The 18,106-nt window shown below is 72.3% G+C and carries 18 protein-coding genes; 8 read left to right on the plus strand and 10 right to left on the minus strand.

Features of this window, described 5'->3' with window-relative positions; all coding sequences use genetic code 11:
• The coding region (locus MHW47_RS12240; RefSeq protein ID WP_239222846.1) for a Stk1 family PASTA domain-containing Ser/Thr kinase at window positions 1-1,094 on the plus strand (1,094 nt) is incomplete at its 5' end.
• An 8-nt stretch (window positions 1,095-1,102) separates the two neighbouring features.
• Window positions 1,103-1,960: a deoxyribonuclease IV gene (locus MHW47_RS12245; protein ID WP_239222848.1), complete on the plus strand. Its 858-nt coding sequence runs from the start codon at window positions 1,103-1,105 to the stop codon at window positions 1,958-1,960.
• Window positions 1,961-2,017: 57 nt separating this feature from the next.
• Here the strand turns inward: MHW47_RS12245 and MHW47_RS12250 are convergent, their stop codons facing one another.
• Window positions 2,018-2,650 carry a sulfite oxidase-like oxidoreductase gene (locus MHW47_RS12250; RefSeq protein ID WP_239222850.1) on the minus strand — a complete coding sequence of 211 codons (633 nt, stop codon included), beginning with the start codon at window positions 2,648-2,650 and terminating at the stop codon, window positions 2,018-2,020.
• 154 nt (window positions 2,651-2,804) lie between these two features.
• Here MHW47_RS12250 and bfr point away from each other — a divergent pair, with 154 nt between their 5' ends.
• Complete coding sequence (gene bfr, locus MHW47_RS12255) at window positions 2,805-3,284, plus strand: bacterioferritin (RefSeq protein ID WP_239222852.1); 480 nt, start codon at window positions 2,805-2,807, stop codon at window positions 3,282-3,284.
• 10 nt (window positions 3,285-3,294) lie between these two features.
• On the opposite strand, the gene MHW47_RS12260 is transcribed toward bfr, so the two are convergent.
• Together MHW47_RS12260 and MHW47_RS12265 are read right to left on the minus strand one after the other, a co-directional pair.
• Entirely contained in the window at window positions 3,295-3,537 is a 243-nt protein-coding gene (locus MHW47_RS12260; protein ID WP_239222854.1) for a bacterioferritin-associated ferredoxin, read from the minus strand.
• A gap of 168 nt (window positions 3,538-3,705) precedes the next feature.
• Window positions 3,706-5,052 (minus strand): class II 3-deoxy-7-phosphoheptulonate synthase, encoded by a 1,347-nt coding sequence (locus MHW47_RS12265; RefSeq protein ID WP_239222856.1) that lies wholly within the window; start codon window positions 5,050-5,052, stop codon window positions 3,706-3,708.
• Between the two features lie 158 nt (window positions 5,053-5,210).
• On the opposite strand from MHW47_RS12265, the gene MHW47_RS12270 reads away from it, so the two are divergent.
• The 3 genes from MHW47_RS12270 (at window position 5,211) to MHW47_RS12275 (ending at window position 10,155) form a co-directional block, all read left to right on the plus strand.
• A complete protein-coding gene (locus MHW47_RS12270) occupies window positions 5,211-7,991 on the plus strand; it encodes an N-acetylmuramoyl-L-alanine amidase (protein ID WP_239222858.1) in 2,781 nt (926 codons plus the stop codon).
• Window positions 7,992-8,082: 91 nt separating this feature from the next.
• Window positions 8,083-8,139 (plus strand): trp operon leader peptide, encoded by a 57-nt coding sequence (locus tag MHW47_RS36105; protein ID WP_073735655.1) that lies wholly within the window; start codon window positions 8,083-8,085, stop codon window positions 8,137-8,139.
• A 102-nt stretch (window positions 8,140-8,241) separates the two neighbouring features.
• Window positions 8,242-10,155, plus strand: coding sequence for an anthranilate synthase family protein (locus tag MHW47_RS12275; RefSeq protein WP_239222860.1), 1,914 nt, complete (start codon window positions 8,242-8,244; stop codon window positions 10,153-10,155).
• A gap of 30 nt (window positions 10,156-10,185) precedes the next feature.
• Here the strand turns inward: MHW47_RS12275 and MHW47_RS12280 are convergent, their stop codons facing one another.
• The 4 genes from MHW47_RS12280 to MHW47_RS12295 form a co-directional block, all read right to left on the minus strand.
• The gene (locus MHW47_RS12280; protein ID WP_239222862.1) at window positions 10,186-11,190 is read right to left on the minus strand and encodes a 2-hydroxyacid dehydrogenase; all 1,005 of its coding nucleotides are present in this window, start codon (window positions 11,188-11,190) and stop codon (window positions 10,186-10,188) included.
• 72 nt (window positions 11,191-11,262) lie between these two features.
• Complete coding sequence (locus tag MHW47_RS12285) at window positions 11,263-11,955, minus strand: response regulator transcription factor (RefSeq protein WP_239222864.1); 693 nt, start codon at window positions 11,953-11,955, stop codon at window positions 11,263-11,265.
• Window positions 11,952-13,178, minus strand: a complete 1,227-nt coding sequence (gene macS / locus MHW47_RS12290; RefSeq protein WP_239222865.1) for a MacS family sensor histidine kinase — start codon at window positions 13,176-13,178, stop codon at window positions 11,952-11,954. The genes MHW47_RS12285 and macS overlap by 4 nt, the downstream gene beginning before the upstream one ends.
• Window positions 13,179-13,213: 35 nt before the next feature.
• Window positions 13,214-13,966 (minus strand): lysophospholipid acyltransferase family protein, encoded by a 753-nt coding sequence (locus tag MHW47_RS12295; RefSeq protein WP_374230083.1) that lies wholly within the window; start codon window positions 13,964-13,966, stop codon window positions 13,214-13,216.
• Between the two features lie 236 nt (window positions 13,967-14,202).
• Here MHW47_RS12295 and MHW47_RS12300 point away from each other — a divergent pair, with 236 nt between their 5' ends.
• Both MHW47_RS12300 and MHW47_RS12305 read left to right on the plus strand, forming a co-directional pair.
• Window positions 14,203-15,063, plus strand: coding sequence for a carboxylesterase (locus MHW47_RS12300; protein ID WP_239222866.1), 861 nt, complete (start codon window positions 14,203-14,205; stop codon window positions 15,061-15,063).
• The gene (locus MHW47_RS12305) at window positions 15,056-15,724 is read left to right on the plus strand and encodes a hypothetical protein (protein WP_239222867.1); all 669 of its coding nucleotides are present in this window, start codon (window positions 15,056-15,058) and stop codon (window positions 15,722-15,724) included. The genes MHW47_RS12300 and MHW47_RS12305 overlap by 8 nt, the downstream gene beginning before the upstream one ends.
• A 10-nt stretch (window positions 15,725-15,734) precedes the next feature.
• Here MHW47_RS12305 and MHW47_RS12310 read toward each other — a convergent pair whose 3' ends face one another.
• The 3 genes from MHW47_RS12310 to MHW47_RS12320 all read right to left on the minus strand — a co-directional run bounded on the left by MHW47_RS12310 (window position 15,735) and on the right by MHW47_RS12320 (window position 18,034).
• Window positions 15,735-16,493, minus strand: a complete 759-nt coding sequence (locus tag MHW47_RS12310; protein WP_239222868.1) for an endonuclease/exonuclease/phosphatase family protein — start codon at window positions 16,491-16,493, stop codon at window positions 15,735-15,737.
• Between the two features lie 70 nt (window positions 16,494-16,563).
• Window positions 16,564-17,505: an ROK family glucokinase gene (locus tag MHW47_RS12315; RefSeq protein WP_239222869.1), complete on the minus strand. Its 942-nt coding sequence runs from the start codon at window positions 17,503-17,505 to the stop codon at window positions 16,564-16,566.
• Window positions 17,506-17,578: 73 nt separating this feature from the next.
• A complete protein-coding gene (locus MHW47_RS12320; RefSeq protein WP_239222870.1) occupies window positions 17,579-18,034 on the minus strand; it encodes a DUF5304 domain-containing protein in 456 nt (151 codons plus the stop codon).
• Window positions 18,035-18,106 lie beyond the last annotated feature (72 nt).

Raw genomic sequence — 18,106 nt, forward strand, 5'->3', positions numbered from 1 at the left:
CCGCCCTCACGGACGAGCAGCTCGACGCCGTACCGCCGCGCGCCCTGGAGGAGGCCCGGGAGCCGGACGGCGACGACGTGGAGCGCACCGACGCCCGGACGACGGTGATCCCGCGCGTGCTCCCCCGGGACCTGGGCACCGCCCACCACACCGACCGGCTGGAACTGCCGCCCCCGGGGCAGCCGTCGCCGCCCCGGCGCGGCGGGCCCCGGCGCGGGCTGATCGCGGCGGTCCTGGCGGTGCTGCTGGTCCTGGGCGTCGGCGGCGGGGTCTGGTACATCAACTCCGGGCAGTTCACCAAGGTCCCCTCGCTGCTGGGCCAGACCGAGAAGGCGGCCGGGAAGCGGCTCTCGGACGCCGGCCTTGAGCTGAAGGGCGTCGAGCGCGCCTTCAGCGACACCGCCGCCCGCGGCACGGTGATCAGCAGCGACCCCAAGTCCGGCGCCCGGATCAGGCACAACGCCGGGGTCACACTGGTCGTCTCGCGCGGGCCGGAGATCGTCGAGGTGCCCGAGGTCGCGGGCGTCCCGCTGGCCGACGCCAAGCGGCGGCTGGAGAAGGCGGGCCTGCTCCCCGGCATGGTCACCAAGGAGTTCAGCGACGAGGTGGCGGCCGGCGAGGTGGTGCGGACGAAGCCCGCGGCGGGCACCGAGCGCCACGCGGACTCGGCGGTCGCGATCGTCGTCTCCAAGGGCAGCCCCGTCGACGTCCCCGACGTCACCGGGCTCTCCGTCGAGGACGCCACCGAGGCGCTGGCCGACGAGGGGCTCAAGGCGAAGGTGAAGCCCGGCCGGGTGCACTCCCCCGAGGAGGCGGGCGACATCGCGCACCAGTCGCCGGGCGAGGGCACCGAGGCGGCCGAGGGCGACACCATCACCCTGACCGTGTCCTCCGGGCCCCGCATGGTCGACGTGCCGGACGTCGTCGGCGACAGCGTGGACGAGGCGCGCGAGGAGCTGGAGGCGGCGGGCTTCGAGGTCGAGGTGGACCGCGGCTTCCTGTCCTTCAGCGACAAGGTCGCGAGCCAGTCCGTGGACGGCGGCGACCAGGCCCCCGAGGGCAGCACCATCACCATCAAGACCAAGGGACTGTAGAGATCCGTATGCGCAACCCCGTCGGCGGTCACGTCCCGGTGGCCGGCGGCCTCGCCAAGGTCGGCCTCGCCTACGCCCGCGAGATGGGCGCCGAGGCCGTCCAGGTCTTCGTCGCCAACCCGCGCGGCTGGGCGACCCCGGCCGGCAGCCCGGCGCAGGACGAGCTGTTCCGCGCGCAGTGCGCCGCCGCGTCGATCCCGGCCTATGTGCACGCCCCGTACCTGATCAACTTCGGCTCCCACACCCCGGCGACGGTGGAGCGGTCCGTGGAGTCGCTGCGCCACTCGCTGCGCCGGGCGCGCGCGATCGGGGCCCTGGGCGTCGTCGTGCACACCGGTTCGGCGACCGGCGGGCGGCCCCGCGAGGAGGCGCTGGCCCAGGTGCGGACGTACATGCGGCCGCTGCTGGACGAGCTGACGCACGACGACGACCCGTACCTGCTGCTGGAGTCCACGGCGGGCCAGGGCTCCTCGCTCTGCTCGCGGACCTGGGACTTCGGGCCGTACTTCGAGGCGCTGGACGCCCATCCGAAGCTCGGGGTCTGCCTGGACACCTGCCACATCTTCGCGGCCGGACACGACCTCGCCGGCCCCGGCGGCATGAAGGAGACGCTCGACCTGCTGGTGGAGACGGTCGGCGAGGGCCGGCTGAAGCTCGTCCACGCCAACGACTCCAAGGACGTCTCCGGCGCGCACAAGGACCGGCACGAGAACATCGGCGCGGGTCACATCGGGGCGGAGCCGTTCCGCGAGCTGTTCGCGCACCCCGCGACGCGGGGCGTGCCGCTGGTCATCGAGACGCCGGGCGGCAAGGAGGGCCATGCGGCGGACGTGGCCCGGCTCCAGGCCCTGCGCGACGAGGGCTGATCCGGCGGGGGCCGGTCCGACGAGGGCTGATCCGGCGGGGCGGGCCCGTGGCGGCGGTCAGAGTTCGGGGCCGTCGCCCGGTTCCTCCTGGTAGGAGTAGCGCTGCTCGCGCCAGGGGTCGCCGATGTTGTGGTAGCCGCGCTCCTCCCAGAAGCCCCGGCGGTCGGCGGTCATGTACTCGATGCCCCGGACCCACTTGGGGCCCTTCCACGCGTACAGGTGGGGGACGACGAGGCGGAGCGGGAAGCCGTGTTCGGCGGTGAGCAGTTCGCCGCCCTTGTGGGTGGCGAACAGGGTCCGGTCGGAGAGGAAGTCGTCGAGCCGCAGGTTCGAGCTGAATCCGTATTCGGCCCAGACCATCACATGGGTGACCTGGGGGCCGGGCGGGGCGAGCGCCACGACATCACGGGCGAGCACACCGCCCCACTCGGCGCCGAGCATGCTGAATTTGGTGACGCAGTGCAGATCGGCGACGACCGAGGAGAACGGCAGCGCCGAGAATTGTTCGTGGTTCCAGCAGTGCTTCTCGCCGTCGGCGGTCGCGCCGAAGACACGGAATTCCCAGCGCTCCGGTTTGAACTTGGGGACCGGCCCGTAGTGGGTGACCGGCCAGCCGCGCTGCAGCCGCTGGCCCGGCGGAAGCTCGGACTGCTCTGACGCCCGGTGTTCCCGGCTTTCCGGCTGACCCATGACTCCATGGTGACAGACAGGCCGGGGTGGTCGTGACCAGGGCGGAGGCGATTCGGGCAACTCCTACTAAGCATGTACTTACTGGACGGTCACCGAGTGCGATGCGAGGATGCCGCCATCGTGCCCAGTTCACCGGTTGGAAGGAGCCTTTGCGATGCAGGGCGACCCCGAGGTCATCGAGTTCCTGAATGAACAGCTGACCGCCGAATTGACGGCCATCAACCAGTACTTCCTGCACGCCAAGATGCAGGACAACTTCGGCTGGACCAAGCTCGCGAAATACACGCGCGCCGAGTCCTTCGACGAGATGAAGCACGCGGAGATCCTGACCGACCGCATTCTCTTCCTCGAAGGTCTGCCGAACTACCAGCGGCTGTTCCACGTACGGGTGGGCCAGACGGTCACCGAGATGTTCCAGGCCGACCGGCAGGTCGAGGTGGAGGCGATCGACCGCCTCAAGCGCGGCATCGAGCTGATGCGGAACAAGGGCGACATCACCTCGGCGAACATCTTCGAGTCGATCCTCGCCGACGAGGAGCACCACATCGACTACCTCGACACCCAGCTGGACCTGGTCGAGAAGCTCGGGGAGCCGCTGTACATCGCCCAGCTCATCGAGCAGCCGGACAGCTGACGGAACCCGCTCAGGCGGCTTCGGGGAGTCGCACGGCCGGCGCCGGGGCGGTGGCGGGCGGCTGCTCGCGGTCGAGCGGATCGCGGCGCGGGCAGGCACCGCGGCCGAGCATCGCCTGGATGGTGCGGACACAGCCGCCGCAGTCCGTCCCCGCCTTGCAGGCCGAGGCGATCTGGCGGGGCGTACAGGCCCCGGCTGCCGCATGGTCCTTGACCTGCTGTTCGGTCACGCCGAAGCACGAGCAGACGTACATGCGGTTCACCTCCCGGCGGGACGGATCGTGAGCGCCGCCCCGAAGATCGGTGAGGCAAACCTAACCTTACCCGTCACCGGGGGGCGGTGAAAGCCCGGAAACGCCCGGTGGGGCACGGATCACATCGATCCGTGCCCCACCGTGGTACGGGAGGTGCGCGCCGTGACCTTACTGGTCGCGGTACATCTCGGCGACGAGGAAGGCCAGGTCCAGCGACTGGCTGCGGTTGAGCCGGGGGTCGCAGGCCGTCTCGTAGCGCTGGTGGAGGTCGTCCACGAAGATCTCGTGGCCGCCGCCGACGCACTCGGTGACGTCGTCGCCGGTCAGCTCGACATGGATGCCGCCGGGGTGCGTGCCCAGCGCCTTGTGCACCTCGAAGAAGCCCTTGACCTCGTCGAGCACGTCGTCGAAGCGGCGCGTCTTGTGGCCGGAGGCCGCCTCGAAGGTGTTGCCGTGCATCGGGTCGGTCACCCAGGCCACGGTGGCGCCGGAGGCGGTGACCTTCTCGACCAGCTCGGGCAGCTTGTCGCGGACCTTGTCGGCGCCCATCCGGACGATGAAGGTCAGCCGGCCGGGCTCGCGCTCCGGGTCGAGGCGCTCGATGTAGCCCAGCGCCTCGTCCACCGTGGTCGTCGGGCCGAGCTTGATGCCGATCGGGTTGCGGATCTTCGACGCGAACTCGATGTGCGCGCCGTCCATCTGGCGGGTGCGCTCACCGATCCACACCATGTGGCCCGAGGTGTCGTACAGCTGCCCGGTGCGCGAGTCGGTGCGGGTCAGCGCCGACTCGTAGTCCAGGAGCAGGGCCTCGTGGGAGGCGTAGAACTCGACGGCCTTGAACTCCGCCGGGTCGGTGCCGCACGCCTTCATGAAGTTCAGCGCGTTGTCGATCTCGCGGGCCAGGGCCTCGTAGCGCTGGCCGGACGGGGACGAGCGCACGAAGTCCTGGTTCCAGGCGTGCACCTGGCGCAGGTCGGCGTAACCGCCGGTGGTGAAGGCGCGCACGAGGTTCAGCGTGGAGGCGGAGGCGTGGTACATCCGCTTGAGGCGGTCCGGGTCCGGAACCCGGTCCTCCTCGGTGAAGGCGAAGCCGTTGACGGAGTCGCCGCGGTAGGTCGGCAGGGTCACGCCGTCGCGGGTCTCGGTCGGCTTGGAGCGCGGCTTGGAGTACTGCCCGGCGATGCGGCCGACCTTCACGACAGGCACCGAGGCCGCGTAGGTGAGGACGGCGCTCATCTGGAGGAGCGTCTTCAGCTTGGCCCGGATGTGGTCGGCGGACACGGCGTCGAAGGCCTCGGCGCAGTCGCCGCCCTGCAACAGGAACGCCTCGCCCTTGGCGACGGCTCCCATACGGGCACGCAGCTGGTCGCACTCGCCCGCGAAAACGAGCGGGGGATACGACGCGAGGTCCGCGACGACATCGCGCAGGGCCTCGGAGTCGGGGTACTCGGGCTGCTGCGCCGCGGGAAGGTCTCGCCAGGTGTTGCCACCGGCGACGGAGGTATTGGCGTTCACGGTCACGGGCCCCACATTACGGGGTCGGGCCCGCTCCTTTGCCGGTTGCTCAGTGACTGAGACGGAGGTCTCGGGAACGGGTGGTGCCGGGGGCGTCGGCACGGCCTGCTAGCCTCACGCCTTTCAGCGTTGAACAAGTGGACAACGAGGGTGGGGACTTGAAGCGGAATCACCGTAGGGACCTCAAGAAGAGACGGCTGCTCATCGGCGCCGGCGCAGCCGTGGTCGCGACCGCGACGATCGGCACCCTGGCCGTGGCCGCGCAGGGCACGGACGGCGCGGACGCGAAGCCCGCGTCGCCGTCGGCGGTGCTGCAGTCCCAGTTCGAGGAAGCGGCTCGCGAGTTCGACGTGCCGAAGAGCGTCCTGATGGCGGTCTCCTTCCGGCAGACCCGGTGGGAGAGCCACGACGGGGCACCCAGCACCAGCGGCGCGTACAACGTGATGGGGCTGACCAGTGTGTCGCCCGGGGACGTGGAGCAGCCGGACGACAAGGAACGTCTGGCGCACATGAACATGAGCGGCCGGCCGGAGATCGAGAAGACCTTCGACCGCGCCAAGGCGCTGCGCGCGATCCCCAAGAAGACGGTGGACACGTCCGACCCCCGGCTGCACACGCTGGAGGAGGCCGCCGAGCTGATCGACGCGGACGCCGAATCGGTCCGCGAGGACACCGGGGACAGCATCCGCGCCGGCGCGGCCCTGCTCGCCGCGTACCAGCGCGAGGCCAAGGGCTCGCTGTCGGACGACGCCTCCCAGTGGTACCCGGCGGTGGCGCGCTACAGCCAGTCGCCGGACCGCAAGGGCGCCGACCTCTTCGCGAAGCGCGTCTTCGAGACGATCCGCACCGGCGAGAGCGCTCTCACCCAGGACGGCCAGCAGGTCGCGCTGAAGCCCGAGCCCTCCGTCCGGCCGGTCAGGCCGGCCAAGGTGCCGCTCGCCGCGAGCTTCGCGAGCACCACCGCGACGCCCACCCCGGAGTGCCCGTCCGGCCTGAACTGCGACTTCGTCCCGGCCAGGACGTCGAGCACCGGCAAGCGCGGCTACACCCCCGCGGTGCGGCCCGACAAGGGCGTCGACATCCGCCGGATCGTGATCCACGACACCGAGGGCGACTACGCCAGCTCGCTCGCCACGCTCACCAACCCGGACACGGCCGCCAGCGCCCACTACCTGGTCCGCGCCTCGGACGGACTGGTCACCCAGATGGTCGAGAACAAGGACCTGGCGTGGCACGCGGGCAACTGGACCCTGAACATGCACACCATCGGGGTGGAGCACGAGGGCTACGCCATCCGCGACGGCAAGTGGTACACGGAGCCGCAGTACGAGTCCTCCGCGGCGCTGGTGAAGTTCCTGGCGGAGAAGTACGGCATCCCGCTCGACCGTAAGCACATCATCGGCCACGACGAGGTGCCGGTGCAGCTGGACCGGAACATCTCCGGGACGCACTGGGACGCGGGCCCGTTCTGGGACTGGAACCACTACATGGGCCTGCTCGGGGCCCCGACGGGCGCCGAGGGCGCCGGCGGTCCGGTCAAGACCGGCCAGCTGGTGCGCGTGGTGCCGCCGTTCACCACGGCCAACCAGCCGAAGCTGACGTACGGCACCAAGGCGGTCGCCGCCCGGCCGGCGAACTTCGGCTACCTCTACACCTCGCCGTCCACCAGCGCCACCACGCTGAGCGACCCCTACTTCACGTCCCTGTGGAGCGAGGGCTCCAACTGGGGCAACAAGGTCCGCGCCGGCGGCACGTACGTCGTGGCCGAGGCGCGGACCAACTGGACGGCGATCTGGTACGCGGGCAAGAAGGCCTGGTTCTACAACCCCGGCGGCCAGTACACCGAGCCGCTGGACGCGGCTCCGCGCGTGGTGAAGGCCAAGGCCGGGGTGACCGTCCGGATCTACGGGCGCTCCTACCCGGAGACCGCGGCCTACGAGGCGGCGGGCCTGGAGGCCCCCACCGACAACCCGGACTACCTGACGAAGTACACGCTGCCCGCGGGCCAGTCGTACGCGCAGGCGGGCGCCGAGGTGAAGGGCGACGACTGGTTCGGCTCCGCCCAGACGGACGTCATCGGTGAGACCACCTACCTGCCGATCCGCTACAACCACCGGCTGGCGTGGGTGAAGGCGAGCGACGTCCAGACCTCCACCAGCGTCGCCCCGGTCTCCGCCACCGACCGGTACAACATGATCGGCCGGGACAGCGCCGGCCGCATCTGGCAGTACCAGGGCACCGGCAGCGCCTCCTCGCCGTACTTCCGCCGCTACCAGGTGGGCTACGGCTGGGGCGGTTACACGGCGATCACCGCCATGACGGCGCTGCGCGCGGACGGCACGGGCGACTTCGTGGCCCGCGACAAGGACGGCGTGCTCTGGTACTACCGGGGCAGCGGCAACCCGGACAAGCCGTACCAGGGCCGGCTCCGCATCGGCAGCGGCTGGAACCAGTACACCAGCCTCACCGGCATGCGCGACCTGGACAGCGACGGCAAGCCCGACCTGCTCGCGCTGAACAGCTCCGGCGACCTCTACTTCTACAAGGGCACCGGCGACCCGGCGCGGCCCTTCGAGCCCAAGGCCAAGATCGGGTACGGCTGGAACATCTACAACGCGCTCGTCTCCACCGGCGACCTCAACGGCGACGGCAAGGCGGACTTCGTGGCCCGCGACAAGTCCGGGGTGCTGTGGATCTACACGGGCACCGGCTCGGCCACCAAGCCGTACGACAAGCGCGTCAAGATCGGTTCGGGCTGGGGCACGTACAAGCTGATGCTCGGCCCGAGCGACCTGGACCGTGACGGCCGGGGCGACCTGGTCGGCGTGGACGGCAACGGGGATTTCTGGTTCTACCACTCCACCGGCGACGTGAGCGTTCCGTTCGCGAAGCGGTCGCAGGTCGGGGACGGCTGGCAGATCTACGACATCCTGTTCTGACCGGCCGGCACACGGTCCGCGGGGCCCCCTTTCCGTCCTTCCGGGCGGGAAGGGGGCCCCGCGCCGTCCGGCGTGGGTTAAGGTACGGGGCATGTTCGCGCACTCGACCCGTAACTGGTGGTGGACCGCTCATCCGGCGGCCCACTGATCGCGCGTACGCACACCGACGCACAGGCCGCCCGAGGGGCGGCCTTTTCCGTGTCCGCGGGCCGTTCCTCCCAGCAGATCCCCAGGGAAGGAACCACACCCCATGAGCATCACCGGCATCGACAGACTTCTGCGCGACGACTGCCCGCCGTTCGCCCTGCTCCGCCGGCGCACCCCCGGCCACGACCACGACACCGTGGAGGTGCTGATCGGCCAGGTGCGCGAGGTGGACCGGCTCGCCGAACTCCCGGTCGGCGAACGGCCCTCGCTGGCCCTGGTGCCGTTCCGGCAGATCGCGGAGCGCGGCTTCGACGTCCGCGACGACGGGACGCCGCTGTCGGTCCTGGTCGCCGACGAGTCGTACACGATGACCCTGGACGAGGCGCTGGAGCGGCTGCCCCGCCACGAAGTCCGGGTCTCGGACGGGGCGTTCGACGTCGCCGACGAGGAGTACGCCGCAACGGTGCGGCAGGTCGTCGAGGACGAGATCGGCCGGGGCGAGGGGGCGAACTTCGTCATCCGGCGGACGTTCCGGGGGCGGATCGAGGGGTTCGGCCGGGCGGACGCGCTGGCCCTGTTCCGGCGGCTGCTGGCCGGTGAGCGGGGGGCGTACTGGACGTTCGTCGTGCACCTGGGGGACAGCCCCTCCCCGTCGGGGCAGCGGGAGACGGGCGGGCGGACGCTCGTCGGGGCCAGCCCGGAGGTGCATGTGCGCATGTCGGGCGGCACCGTCGTGATGAACCCGATCAGCGGCACCTACCGCTACCCGGCCGAGGGGCCGACCCCGGAGAGCCTGCTCGCCTTCCTGGGCGACCGCAAGGAGACCGAGGAGCTGTCCATGGTGGTCGACGAGGAACTGAAGATGATGTGCACGGTCGGCGACATGGGCGGGGTGGTGATCGGCCCGCGTCTCAAGGAGATGGCCCATCTGGCCCACACGGAGTACGAGTTGCGCGGACGCTCCTCGCTGGACGTGCGGGAGGTGCTGCGGGAGACGATGTTCGCGGCGACCGTCACCGGCTCCCCCGTGCAGAACGCCTGCCGGGTCATCGAGCGGTACGAGTCCGGCGGGCGCGGCTACTACGCGGGCGCGCTGGCCCTGCTGCGCCGGGAGCCGGACGGGACGCAGACCCTGGACTCGCCGATCCTGATCCGGACCGCCGACATCGACGCCGACGGCACCCTGCGCGTCCCGGTCGGGGCGACCCTGGTGCGCCACTCGGACCCGGCGGGCGAGGTGGCCGAGACGCATGCCAAGGCGGCCGGGGTGCTGGCCGCGCTCGGCGTGCGCCCGGCCCGTCCCGAGGCGGAGCGGGAGCGGCCCCGGCTGGCCGACGACCCCCGGGTGCGGGCGGCCCTGGACGCCCGGCGGGACGGGCTCGCCCCGTTCTGGCTGCGGATGCAGGAGCGCCCCGCGGACCGGGTGGGCCACGCGCTGGTGGTGGACGGCGAGGACACGTTCACCGCGATGCTCGGGCACCTGCTGCGGGCCTCCGGGCTCGACGTCACGGTGCGCCGGTACGACGAGCCGGGGCTGCGCGAGGCGGTGCGGGCGCACGTGGGCCCGGTGGTGCTGGGGCCGGGGCCCGGCGATCCGGGGGACGCGGCGGACCCGAAGATGCGGCTGCTGCGCGCGATGGCGGCGGAGCTGGTCCGGGAGCACCGGCACGGGCTGCTCGGGGTGTGCCTGGGCCATGAGCTGATCGCGGCGGAGCTGGGCCTGGAGATCGTCCGCAAGGCGGTGCCGCACCAGGGCGCGCAGACCCAGATCGACCTGTTCGGGAGCCCGGAGACGGTCGGCTTCTACAACAGCTTCACCGCGCGCTGCGACGACCCGGGGGCGGCCGCGCTGGCCGCGCGCGGGATCGAGGCGAGCCGGGACACGGTGAGCGGGGAGCTGCACGCGCTGCGCGGGCCGGGCTTCGCCTCGGTGCAGTTCCACCCGGAGTCGGTGCTGACGCTGCGCGGTTCGGCGATCGTGGCCGGCCTCCTCGCGGGGCTGCCGGTCCGTAGCTGAGCGGCCCGGCCCCGGGGTTTGGCCGGCCGGTCAGGCTCCGGGGCGGGCGGGCACCAGGACGTTGTCACCGGTGCGGCCGGCCAGGTAGTCGTCCACGTTCCGGACGGTGGCGTCGATGATCTGGCCGACCGCGTCCCGGGTGTAGTACGCCTGGTGCGAGGTGACGATGACGTTCGGGAAGGTGACGAGCCGGGCCAGGGTGTCGTCGTCCACGCCCTCCAGGGACTTGTCCAGGAAGAACAGCCCGGCCTCCGCCTCGTACACGTCGAGTCCGACGCCCAGGAAGCGGCCCGCGCGCAGTTCGCCGACCAGGGCGGAGGTGTCCACCAGGCCGCCCCGGCTGGAGTTGACCAGGATCGCGTCGTCCTTCATCAGGGCGAGGGCGTCCTTGTCGATGAGGTGGTGGGTGGCCGGCAGCAGCGGGACGTGCAGGCTGATCACGTCGGACTCGGCGAGCAGCTGCTCCTTGTCGACGTAGCGCATGCCCAGTTCGGTGCAGGCCGGGTTCTCGGCGACGTCCCAGCCGAGCAGCCGCATGCCGAAGCCGTGGGCGATCCGGGTGAACGCCTCGCCGATCTTTCCGGTGCCGATGACGCCGACGGTGCGGCCGTGCATGTCGCGGCCGAGGAGCCCGTCGAGGCGGAAGTCGAAGTCGCGGGTGCGGCCCGCCGCCCGGATCACCCGGCGGTTGACCGCCATGGCGAGGGTCCAGGCGAACTCCGCCACGGAGTACGGCGAGTAGTACGAGACCCGCGCCACCCGCAGCCCCAGGCGCTCGGCGACGTCCAGGTCGATGTTGTTGAAGCCGGTGGAGCGCTGGGCGATCAGCTGGGTGCCGCCGGCCGCCAGGGTCTGCAGGACGGCGCCGCCCAGGTCGGCGTTGACGCTGGTGGAGACGGCCTCGTAGCCGGCGGCGATGGGGGCGGTGTCCCGGTTCAGGAACACGTCCAGGCAGCGGACCTCGTGCTTCCCGGCGAAGGCCGCCTCGATCAGCGGCTTCTCGTCGGACTGCACTCCGAAGGCCAGGATCTCCACGACGACTCCCCTGCTGTCTGCGGCCGGTCACCGTGAATATACGGCGGGACGCACCGCCGCGCCGCTCAGGGCCTACACGTCGTCGAGCCCGCGCTCTATGGCGTACCGCACCAGCTCCACCCGGTTGTGCAGCTGGAGCTTGCCCAGGGTGTTCTGGACGTGGTTCTGCACGGTGCGGTGCGAGATGACGAGCCGTTCGGCGATCTGCTTGTACGAGAGCCCCTTGGCCACCAGCCGCAGCACCTCGGTCTCCCGGTCGGTCAGCTCCGGGGCCTTCGGCTCGTCGGAGGCGGCCGGGGCGGGCTCGGAGGCCAGCCTGCGGTACTCGCCGAGCACCAGTCCGGCCAGGCCCGGGGTGAAGACGGCGTCCCCGGCGGCGGTGCGGCGGACGGCGTCCGTCAGCTCCTGGGTGCTCGCCGACTTCATCAGGTAGCCGGTGGCTCCGGACTTGACGGCCTCCAGGACGTCGGCGTGCTCGCCGCTGGCGGAGAGCACCAGCACCCGGAGCCCCGGCTGGGTGCCCACGAGTTCCTTGCAGACCTGGACCCCGGGCATGCCCGGCAGGTTGAGGTCGAGGACCAGGACGTCCGGGGTGACGGCGCCGGCGCGGCGGACGGCCTGCGGTCCGTCGCCGGCGGTCGCCACCACGTCGAAGCCCGCCTCGGCCAGGTCGCGGGCGACGGCGTCGCGCCACATGGGGTGGTCGTCGACCACCATCACCCTGATCGCCCGCTGCCCGGTGCCCTCTTCGTGTGCCGTGCTCATCCGACCTGACCCGCCTTCCCCCGTGAAACCTTCGGGACCTTCAGTTCGACTTCGGTGCCCTGGCCGGGCACCGAGATCAGTTCCGCCGTGCCGCCGAGGTCGCGCAGCCGGCCGCGGATCGAGAGGGCGACCCCGAGCCGCCCCTCCCCCTCGGCCTGGGCGAGACGGCCCTCCGGGATGCCGGGGCCGTCGTCCCGGACGGTCACGATCACCTCGTCCGGCCAGTCCTCCAGCAGGATCCACGCCTGCGCGCCGTCCCCCGCGTGCACCCGGACATTGTCCAGGGCCGCGCCGACCGCCGCCGCCAGCTCCGCCGCCGCGGCGGACGGCAGCAGGACCGGGGCACCCGGCTCCGCGAAGCTGATCCGCGAACCGGCGTGCGGGGTGAGCAGCGTCCGCAGATCGGTCTCGCCGCCCGCCTCGTCCTGCTCGTCGTCCACCTCGACGGTCCGTACGACGGCGCCCTGGGAGGCGTCCTCGGAGACCCGGGTGGGGGGCACCAGGCCGCTGGAGACCAGGGTGCGCAGGGCGACCTCCTGCTCCCCGGCCAGCCGGCCCAGCTCCGCCGCCTCACCGCCGAGGGCCGCGCCGCGCCGCTGCACCATCGCCAGGACCTGGAGCACGCTGTCGTGGATGTCGCGGGCCAGCCGTTCCCGTTCGCGGGTGGCGGCCTCGATCTCCAGGGCGCGGGCGAGGGTGCGCTCACTGGCGCGGGCGACCTCGACGACGTAGCCGATGGCGATGGAGGCGACCCAGACCAGCATCACGTTGTGCAGGGTGTCGCGGCTGGGTTCGCCGCGTTCGATGAGGTTGGCGACGGCGACCAGGCTGGAGGCGAAGCCGGCCCAGCGCCAGCCGCCCTTGATCGCGAAGGCCAGCACGGAGCCCGCGGTCCAGATCGACGGCAGGGTGGAGCCGTCCACCTGCTGTGCCTGGAGGTCGGCGAGCGGCGTGATGAGAATGCCGGTCATCGCGAGGGCGAGGTCGACTCCGAGGAAGCCCCGGGTGCAGGCGGCGGCACTGGCCACCTTCGGGAGGGTGGCGAGCGTCCAGACGGTGAGCAGCGCGAGGAAGCCGAACGCGATCCAGGGCCGCTCGTACTCGTCCCGGGCGAAGACGGCGAGCAGCACCGCGTAGACCATCGTCAGGACGCGGTAGCCGGTCAGGGCGCGCCACAGCGGCTGCTCCACCGACATCCGTACCACGCGTACGCGTTTGACCATGCTGTTCTCCCCCGCCCCCGTGGACCGCCGCGCCCTCAGGCGCCGTCGCCGTCCGTCTCCGTGCCCGCCGGCGCCTTCTTCGCGGCCTCGGCACGCCGCTTGGCCTCGTCGGCGATCTGCCGCTTGGCGGCGGTCGCGTAGATGTCGACGTACTCCTGGCCGGAGAGCTTCATGATCTCGTACATGACCTCGTCGGTCACCGAGCGCAGGATGAAGCGGTCGCCGTCCATGCCGTGGTAGCGGCTGAAGTCGAGCGGCTTGCCGATCCGGATGCCGGGGCGCATCAGCTTGGGGATGATCTGGCCGGGCGGCTGGATCTTCTCGGTGTCGATCATGGCGACGGGGATGACCGGGGCGCCGGTGGCCAGGGCGACCCGGGCGAGCCCGCCGGGCTTGCCCCGGTAGAGCCGGCCGTCCGGCGAGCGGGTGCCCTCGGGGTAGATACCGAAGAGGCCGCCGCTCTCGACAACCTGGATACCGGCCCGGATCGCCGCCTCGCCCGCGCCGCGCGTGCCGGAGCGGTCCACCGGGAGCTGGCCGACGCCCTTGAAGAACGCGGCGGTGAGCTTGCCCTTGACGCCCTGCCCGGTGAAGTACTCGGCCTTCGCGATGAAGGTCACCTTGCGGTCCAGGACGGCGGGCAGGAAGAAGGAGTCCGAGAACGACAGGTGGTTGCTGGCGAGGATCGCGGGCCCCCGCGCGGGGATGTTCTCCAGGCCCTCCACCCACGGCCTGAAGGCGAGCTTCAGCGACCCGCCGATGGAGAACTTCATTGCGCCGTAGATCAACTCGGGTGCCTCCTGTGTGCTGTCCGACAGACCTTAACCCGAGGTGTGCCCGCGCCCTCCCTCCCTGCGCGGACGGGTCGCCGCCCGGGGCCCCGCCGGGACGCGGGCGCCCCGGCCGGTAACGGCCCTGGTCGGTGTCGGCCCGGTCGCGTACGGTGAAGTAATCCGCGCGCACTCCCGTACCCCCTTCCGCACACCCGTACGCTCCCCGCGAGCCCCACGAACAGGAGATCCCGGTGCCGGTCCTTCCCGGAGCCGAGCCGTTCCGCCACGAGGGCGGAGAGGTCGGCGTCCTTCTCTGTCACGGATTCACCGGCTCCCCGCAGTCGCTGCGTCCCTGGGCCGACGATCTGGCCGAGCGGGGGCTCACGGTGTCGCTGCCGCTGCTGCCGGGGCACGGCACACGCTGGCAGGACATGCAGGTGACCGGCTGGCAGGACTGGTACGCGGAGGTGGACCGGGAGCTGCGCGGGCTGCTGGAGCGCTGCACGCGGGTCTTCGTCTTCGGGCTGTCCATGGGCGGGGCGCTGGCGCTGCGGCTGGCCGCGAAGCACGGGGAGGCGGTCGCCGGTCTGGTGCTCGTCAACCCGGCCAACAAGGTGCACGGCCTCGCGGCCCACGCGCTGCCGGTGGTCCGCCATCTGGTGCCGACGACGAAGGGGCTGGTCAGCGACATCGCGCTGGAGGGCGCGGTCGAGGTGGGGTACGACCGGGTGCCGCTGCACGCGGCGTACTCGGTGCGCAGGTTCTTCCGGCTGGTGGACGCCGAACTGCCGCAGGTGACCCAGCCGCTCCTGCTGCTGCACAGCCCGCAGGACCATGTGGTGCCGCCCGCCGACTCGGCGCGCATCCTGGCCCGGGTCTCCTCGTCGGATGTCCGCGAGGTCCTGCTGGAACAGAGCTACCACGTGGCGACGTTGGACCATGATGCGAAGCGGATCTTCGACGAGAGTCATGCGTTCATCGACCGCTTCGGGCCTGTCCGGAGTTCCAGCGCGGGTGAAGGAGCGGACACCGCGACGCCGCGGGGGGACTCCGGCCAGGCCCGAACTCCGAGTGGACAGGACGCGGAGAAGGGGAGCACGTCCGGTGGCTGAGCACGACGCGGAGCGCGCGGGCAGCGAGGAGGAGCGCGAGCCGCTCCCCGTGGAGGGGGCGGCCGTCGCCGACGACGACGGCGGTGGGGGTGCGGCGCCCGAGGCACCGGCCGCGCCGGCCGCCGCCGAGCCGGAAAAGCCGCTCGACGAGGAGGCCGCCTGGCAGGCCATCGTCGCGGGGTACGGGGAGGAGCCGCCGGACCCGCCGGGCGCGCGGCCCTTCCGGTCGGTCGAGGACCTGGCCATGCGGGAGGACGGTCCGCTGACCGGCCCGGCCCCGGACAAAGGCCTCGACAAGAAGCCGCCGAAGAAGCCGGACCGGCCGCTGGGCAGTTCCGTGGTGTTCGCGCCGGGCGTCGGCCCGCGCGACTACCAGCCGGCCGACCCGGACGGTCCCGGCGGCGGCGAGGACGAGGGGCACTTCGTGCCGCCGGAGCCGCCGCCGCTGCCGGACGCGGACGTCACCACGAAGTTCGGCTGGCTGGGCGTGATCGGCGGCCCGCTGCTGATGCTGCTCGCGGTGCTGCTGTCCTGGGACATGACCTGGTGGCTGACGACGCTGTGCGTCGGCGGTTTCCTGGGCGGTTTCGTGACGCTGGTGGCCCGGATGAACCCCGGGGACGACGGCGACGACGACCCGGGCCGGGGCGCGGTGGTCTGACCCGGTCCGGTCAGCCCGCGGCCGGCACCCGGAGCGCGGCCAGCACCGGCAGGTGGTCGGTCGCGGCCCGCAGGTCGGCCTCCCGCACCCCGGGCAGCCCGGTGGGCACGCCGCAGCCGAGGACCTCGATGCCGCCGGTCGCGAGGACGGCGTCGACGCGGCGGCGCGGGTCGTGCGCGGGGAAGGTGTACTCGCCGCCCCGCGGCTCGGCCTCCCAGCAGTCCTGGTAGCGGCCGGCCAGCAGCCGGAAGGCCCGTCCGCTGGGTACGTCGTTGAGGTCGCCGGCGATGACGGTGTGCTCGGTGCCCAGCGCGTCCACGGCCGCCACCAGCCGTTCGGCCTGGGCGAGCCGCTCCTGCCGCTGGAGGCTGAGGTGGCAGCTCAGCACGCCGAGCCGGGCGCCCGCGAACCGGACCACGGCGGTGGCGAAGCCCCTGCGGTGCAGCCCCGGGGTGCGCGGCAGCAGGATGTCCTCGGTGCGCTCCACCGTGGCGCGCAGCGAGCACAGCAGCAGCGGTCCGGCGGCGGTGGCGCCGCCGGACAGGACGACCAGGTCGGTGGCGGCGGCGAGCCGGGCGGCGTACTTGCGCCAGCGGAAGAAGCGGGGCGCCTCCTGGACGAGGACCAGGTCGGGGGCGCAGGCGCGGATCACGCGGGCGAGGGCGGCGCGGTCGTCGCGCATCGACCGGATGTTGTAGCTGAGCACGCGGACGACGGCCGTGCCGTCCTGCTCGGTGCGGGAGGCGGGCAGCGGCGTCGTCGTGGCCATGCGCCCACGATAACGGCGGGCGCCCCCCCCCCCCGAGGGGGCGCGACGGGCGTCGGGTGCTTCCGGCGGGTCAGCCCTGGCGGGCCAGGTCCGCCGCGCCCACGAGCCCGGCCTTGCCGCCGAGTTGGGCGGCGAGCACCTGGGCGTGCGGGCGCCACTCGCCGCCGATCAGCCAGCGGCGGAACGACTTGCGGATGGGGCCGAGGACCAGCTCGCCCTCGTCCGAGACGCCGCCGCCGACGATGAAGGCGGAGGGGTCGAACAGGGAGGCCAGGTCGGCGAGTCCGGCGCCGGCCCAGCGGGCCAGCTCGCGGAAGGAGTCGACGGCCACCGGGCAGCCCTGGCGGGCGGCCTCGCTGATGTGCTTGCCCTCGATGCCGTCCACCGTGCCGTCGCCGAGCGCCAGCAGGATGGTGGCGTTCTCCGGGGTGGCGTTGGCGCGCTGCTTCGCGTAGCGCACGAGGGCGCGGCCGGAGGCGTACTGCTCCCAGCAGCCCTGGCTGCCGCAGCCGCAGAGCAGGCCGTCGGGGACGACCCGGATGTGGCCGAACTCGGCGGCCACGCCGAAGCGTCCGCGGCGCAGCTTGTTGCCGATGATGATGCCGCCGCCCAGGCCGGTGCCCAGGGTGATGCAGATGACGTCGTCGTGGCCCTGGCCGGCCCCGAAGCGGTATTCGCCCCAGGCGGCCGCGTTGGCGTCGTTCTCGACGACGACCGGGAGGCCGACGCGCTGCTCGACCTTGTCCTTGAGCGGCTCGTGGCGCCAGTTGATGTTGGGTGCGAACAGCACCGTGGCCCGCTTGTCGTCGACGTATCCGGCCGCGCCGATGCCGACCGCCTCGATGGCGTGACCCTCGCTGGCTCCGGAGACCGCCGCCGCGATCGCGTCCACGATGCCTTCGGCGGTCGCCGGGGTCGGAACCTTGAAGGTCGAGAGGATCTGGCCCTCTTCGTCGACCACTCCCGCTGCGATCTTCGTGCCGCCGATGTCGACGCCGATGGTGAGTCCCATGAATCCCTCAGTTCCGGTCGAGCCCCGCTGAGCCAACCGTACCCGAGCCGGGGCCCCCTCCCGACGGCGCCGGTCAGTCCACGTCGATGTGTTCGCCCGCTCCGGACCCCTCGTCCCGGGGGCCGGACGGGCCGTCCGCCTTCGTTTCGCTGCCCGCCGGGTCTCCGGCCCCCCGGGTCCAGCGGCCTTCCTGGCCCTGGACCGCTGAGCGGTAGGCGGCGAGCAGTTCCCCGCCGGCCGCGGCGAGGTGATCGAAAACGTCTGGATTGCGTTCGATGACGGGCTCGACGGCGGCCTTGGCCTGCTGGATGACCTGCTGGACGGCGCCCTGCGCGGCGAGCCCGAGGAGCGGTGCCTGGAAGGAGCCCAGCTTGTCGGCGACCGCGTCCATCAGCTTGCGCAGTTCCTCGGCGGCGGAGCCGGGCGGCGGCCCGTAGGCGGCGCGGCGGCGGGCCTGCTCGGCGGCGAGGTCCTCGGCGCACGCCTGCGCCCACGCGTCCTCGTCGGGGCGGTCGGTGGCTTCGCTCATGGCGGACTCCTGCGACGTGGTGGCCGGCGGCCCGGCATACCGGACGTACCTCCGACGGTACCCGAACGGTGG

Origin of the sequence: Streptomyces sp. OfavH-34-F, from assembly GCF_022347745.1 — a bacterium.
Lineage (GTDB): Bacteria > Actinomycetota > Actinomycetes > Streptomycetales > Streptomycetaceae > Streptomyces.

Coding starts and splice junctions, on each gene's coding strand:
- macS (WP_239222865.1), bottom strand. CDS start 13,178: ATGGTCAAACGCGTACGCGTGGTACGGATGTCGGTGGAGCAGCCGCTG.
- MHW47_RS12320 (WP_239222870.1), bottom strand. CDS start 18,034: ATGAGCGAAGCCACCGACCGCCCCGACGAGGACGCGTGGGCGCAGGCG.
- MHW47_RS12275 (WP_239222860.1), top strand. CDS start 8,242: ATGAGCATCACCGGCATCGACAGACTTCTGCGCGACGACTGCCCGCCG.
- MHW47_RS12260 (WP_239222854.1), bottom strand. CDS start 3,537: ATGTACGTCTGCTCGTGCTTCGGCGTGACCGAACAGCAGGTCAAGGAC.
- bfr (WP_239222852.1), top strand. CDS start 2,805: ATGCAGGGCGACCCCGAGGTCATCGAGTTCCTGAATGAACAGCTGACC.
- MHW47_RS12285 (WP_239222864.1), bottom strand. CDS start 11,955: ATGAGCACGGCACACGAAGAGGGCACCGGGCAGCGGGCGATCAGGGTG.
- MHW47_RS12245 (WP_239222848.1), top strand. CDS start 1,103: ATGCGCAACCCCGTCGGCGGTCACGTCCCGGTGGCCGGCGGCCTCGCC.
- MHW47_RS12310 (WP_239222868.1), bottom strand. CDS start 16,493: ATGGCCACGACGACGCCGCTGCCCGCCTCCCGCACCGAGCAGGACGGC.
- MHW47_RS12250 (WP_239222850.1), bottom strand. CDS start 2,650: ATGGGTCAGCCGGAAAGCCGGGAACACCGGGCGTCAGAGCAGTCCGAG.
- MHW47_RS12315 (WP_239222869.1), bottom strand. CDS start 17,505: ATGGGACTCACCATCGGCGTCGACATCGGCGGCACGAAGATCGCAGCG.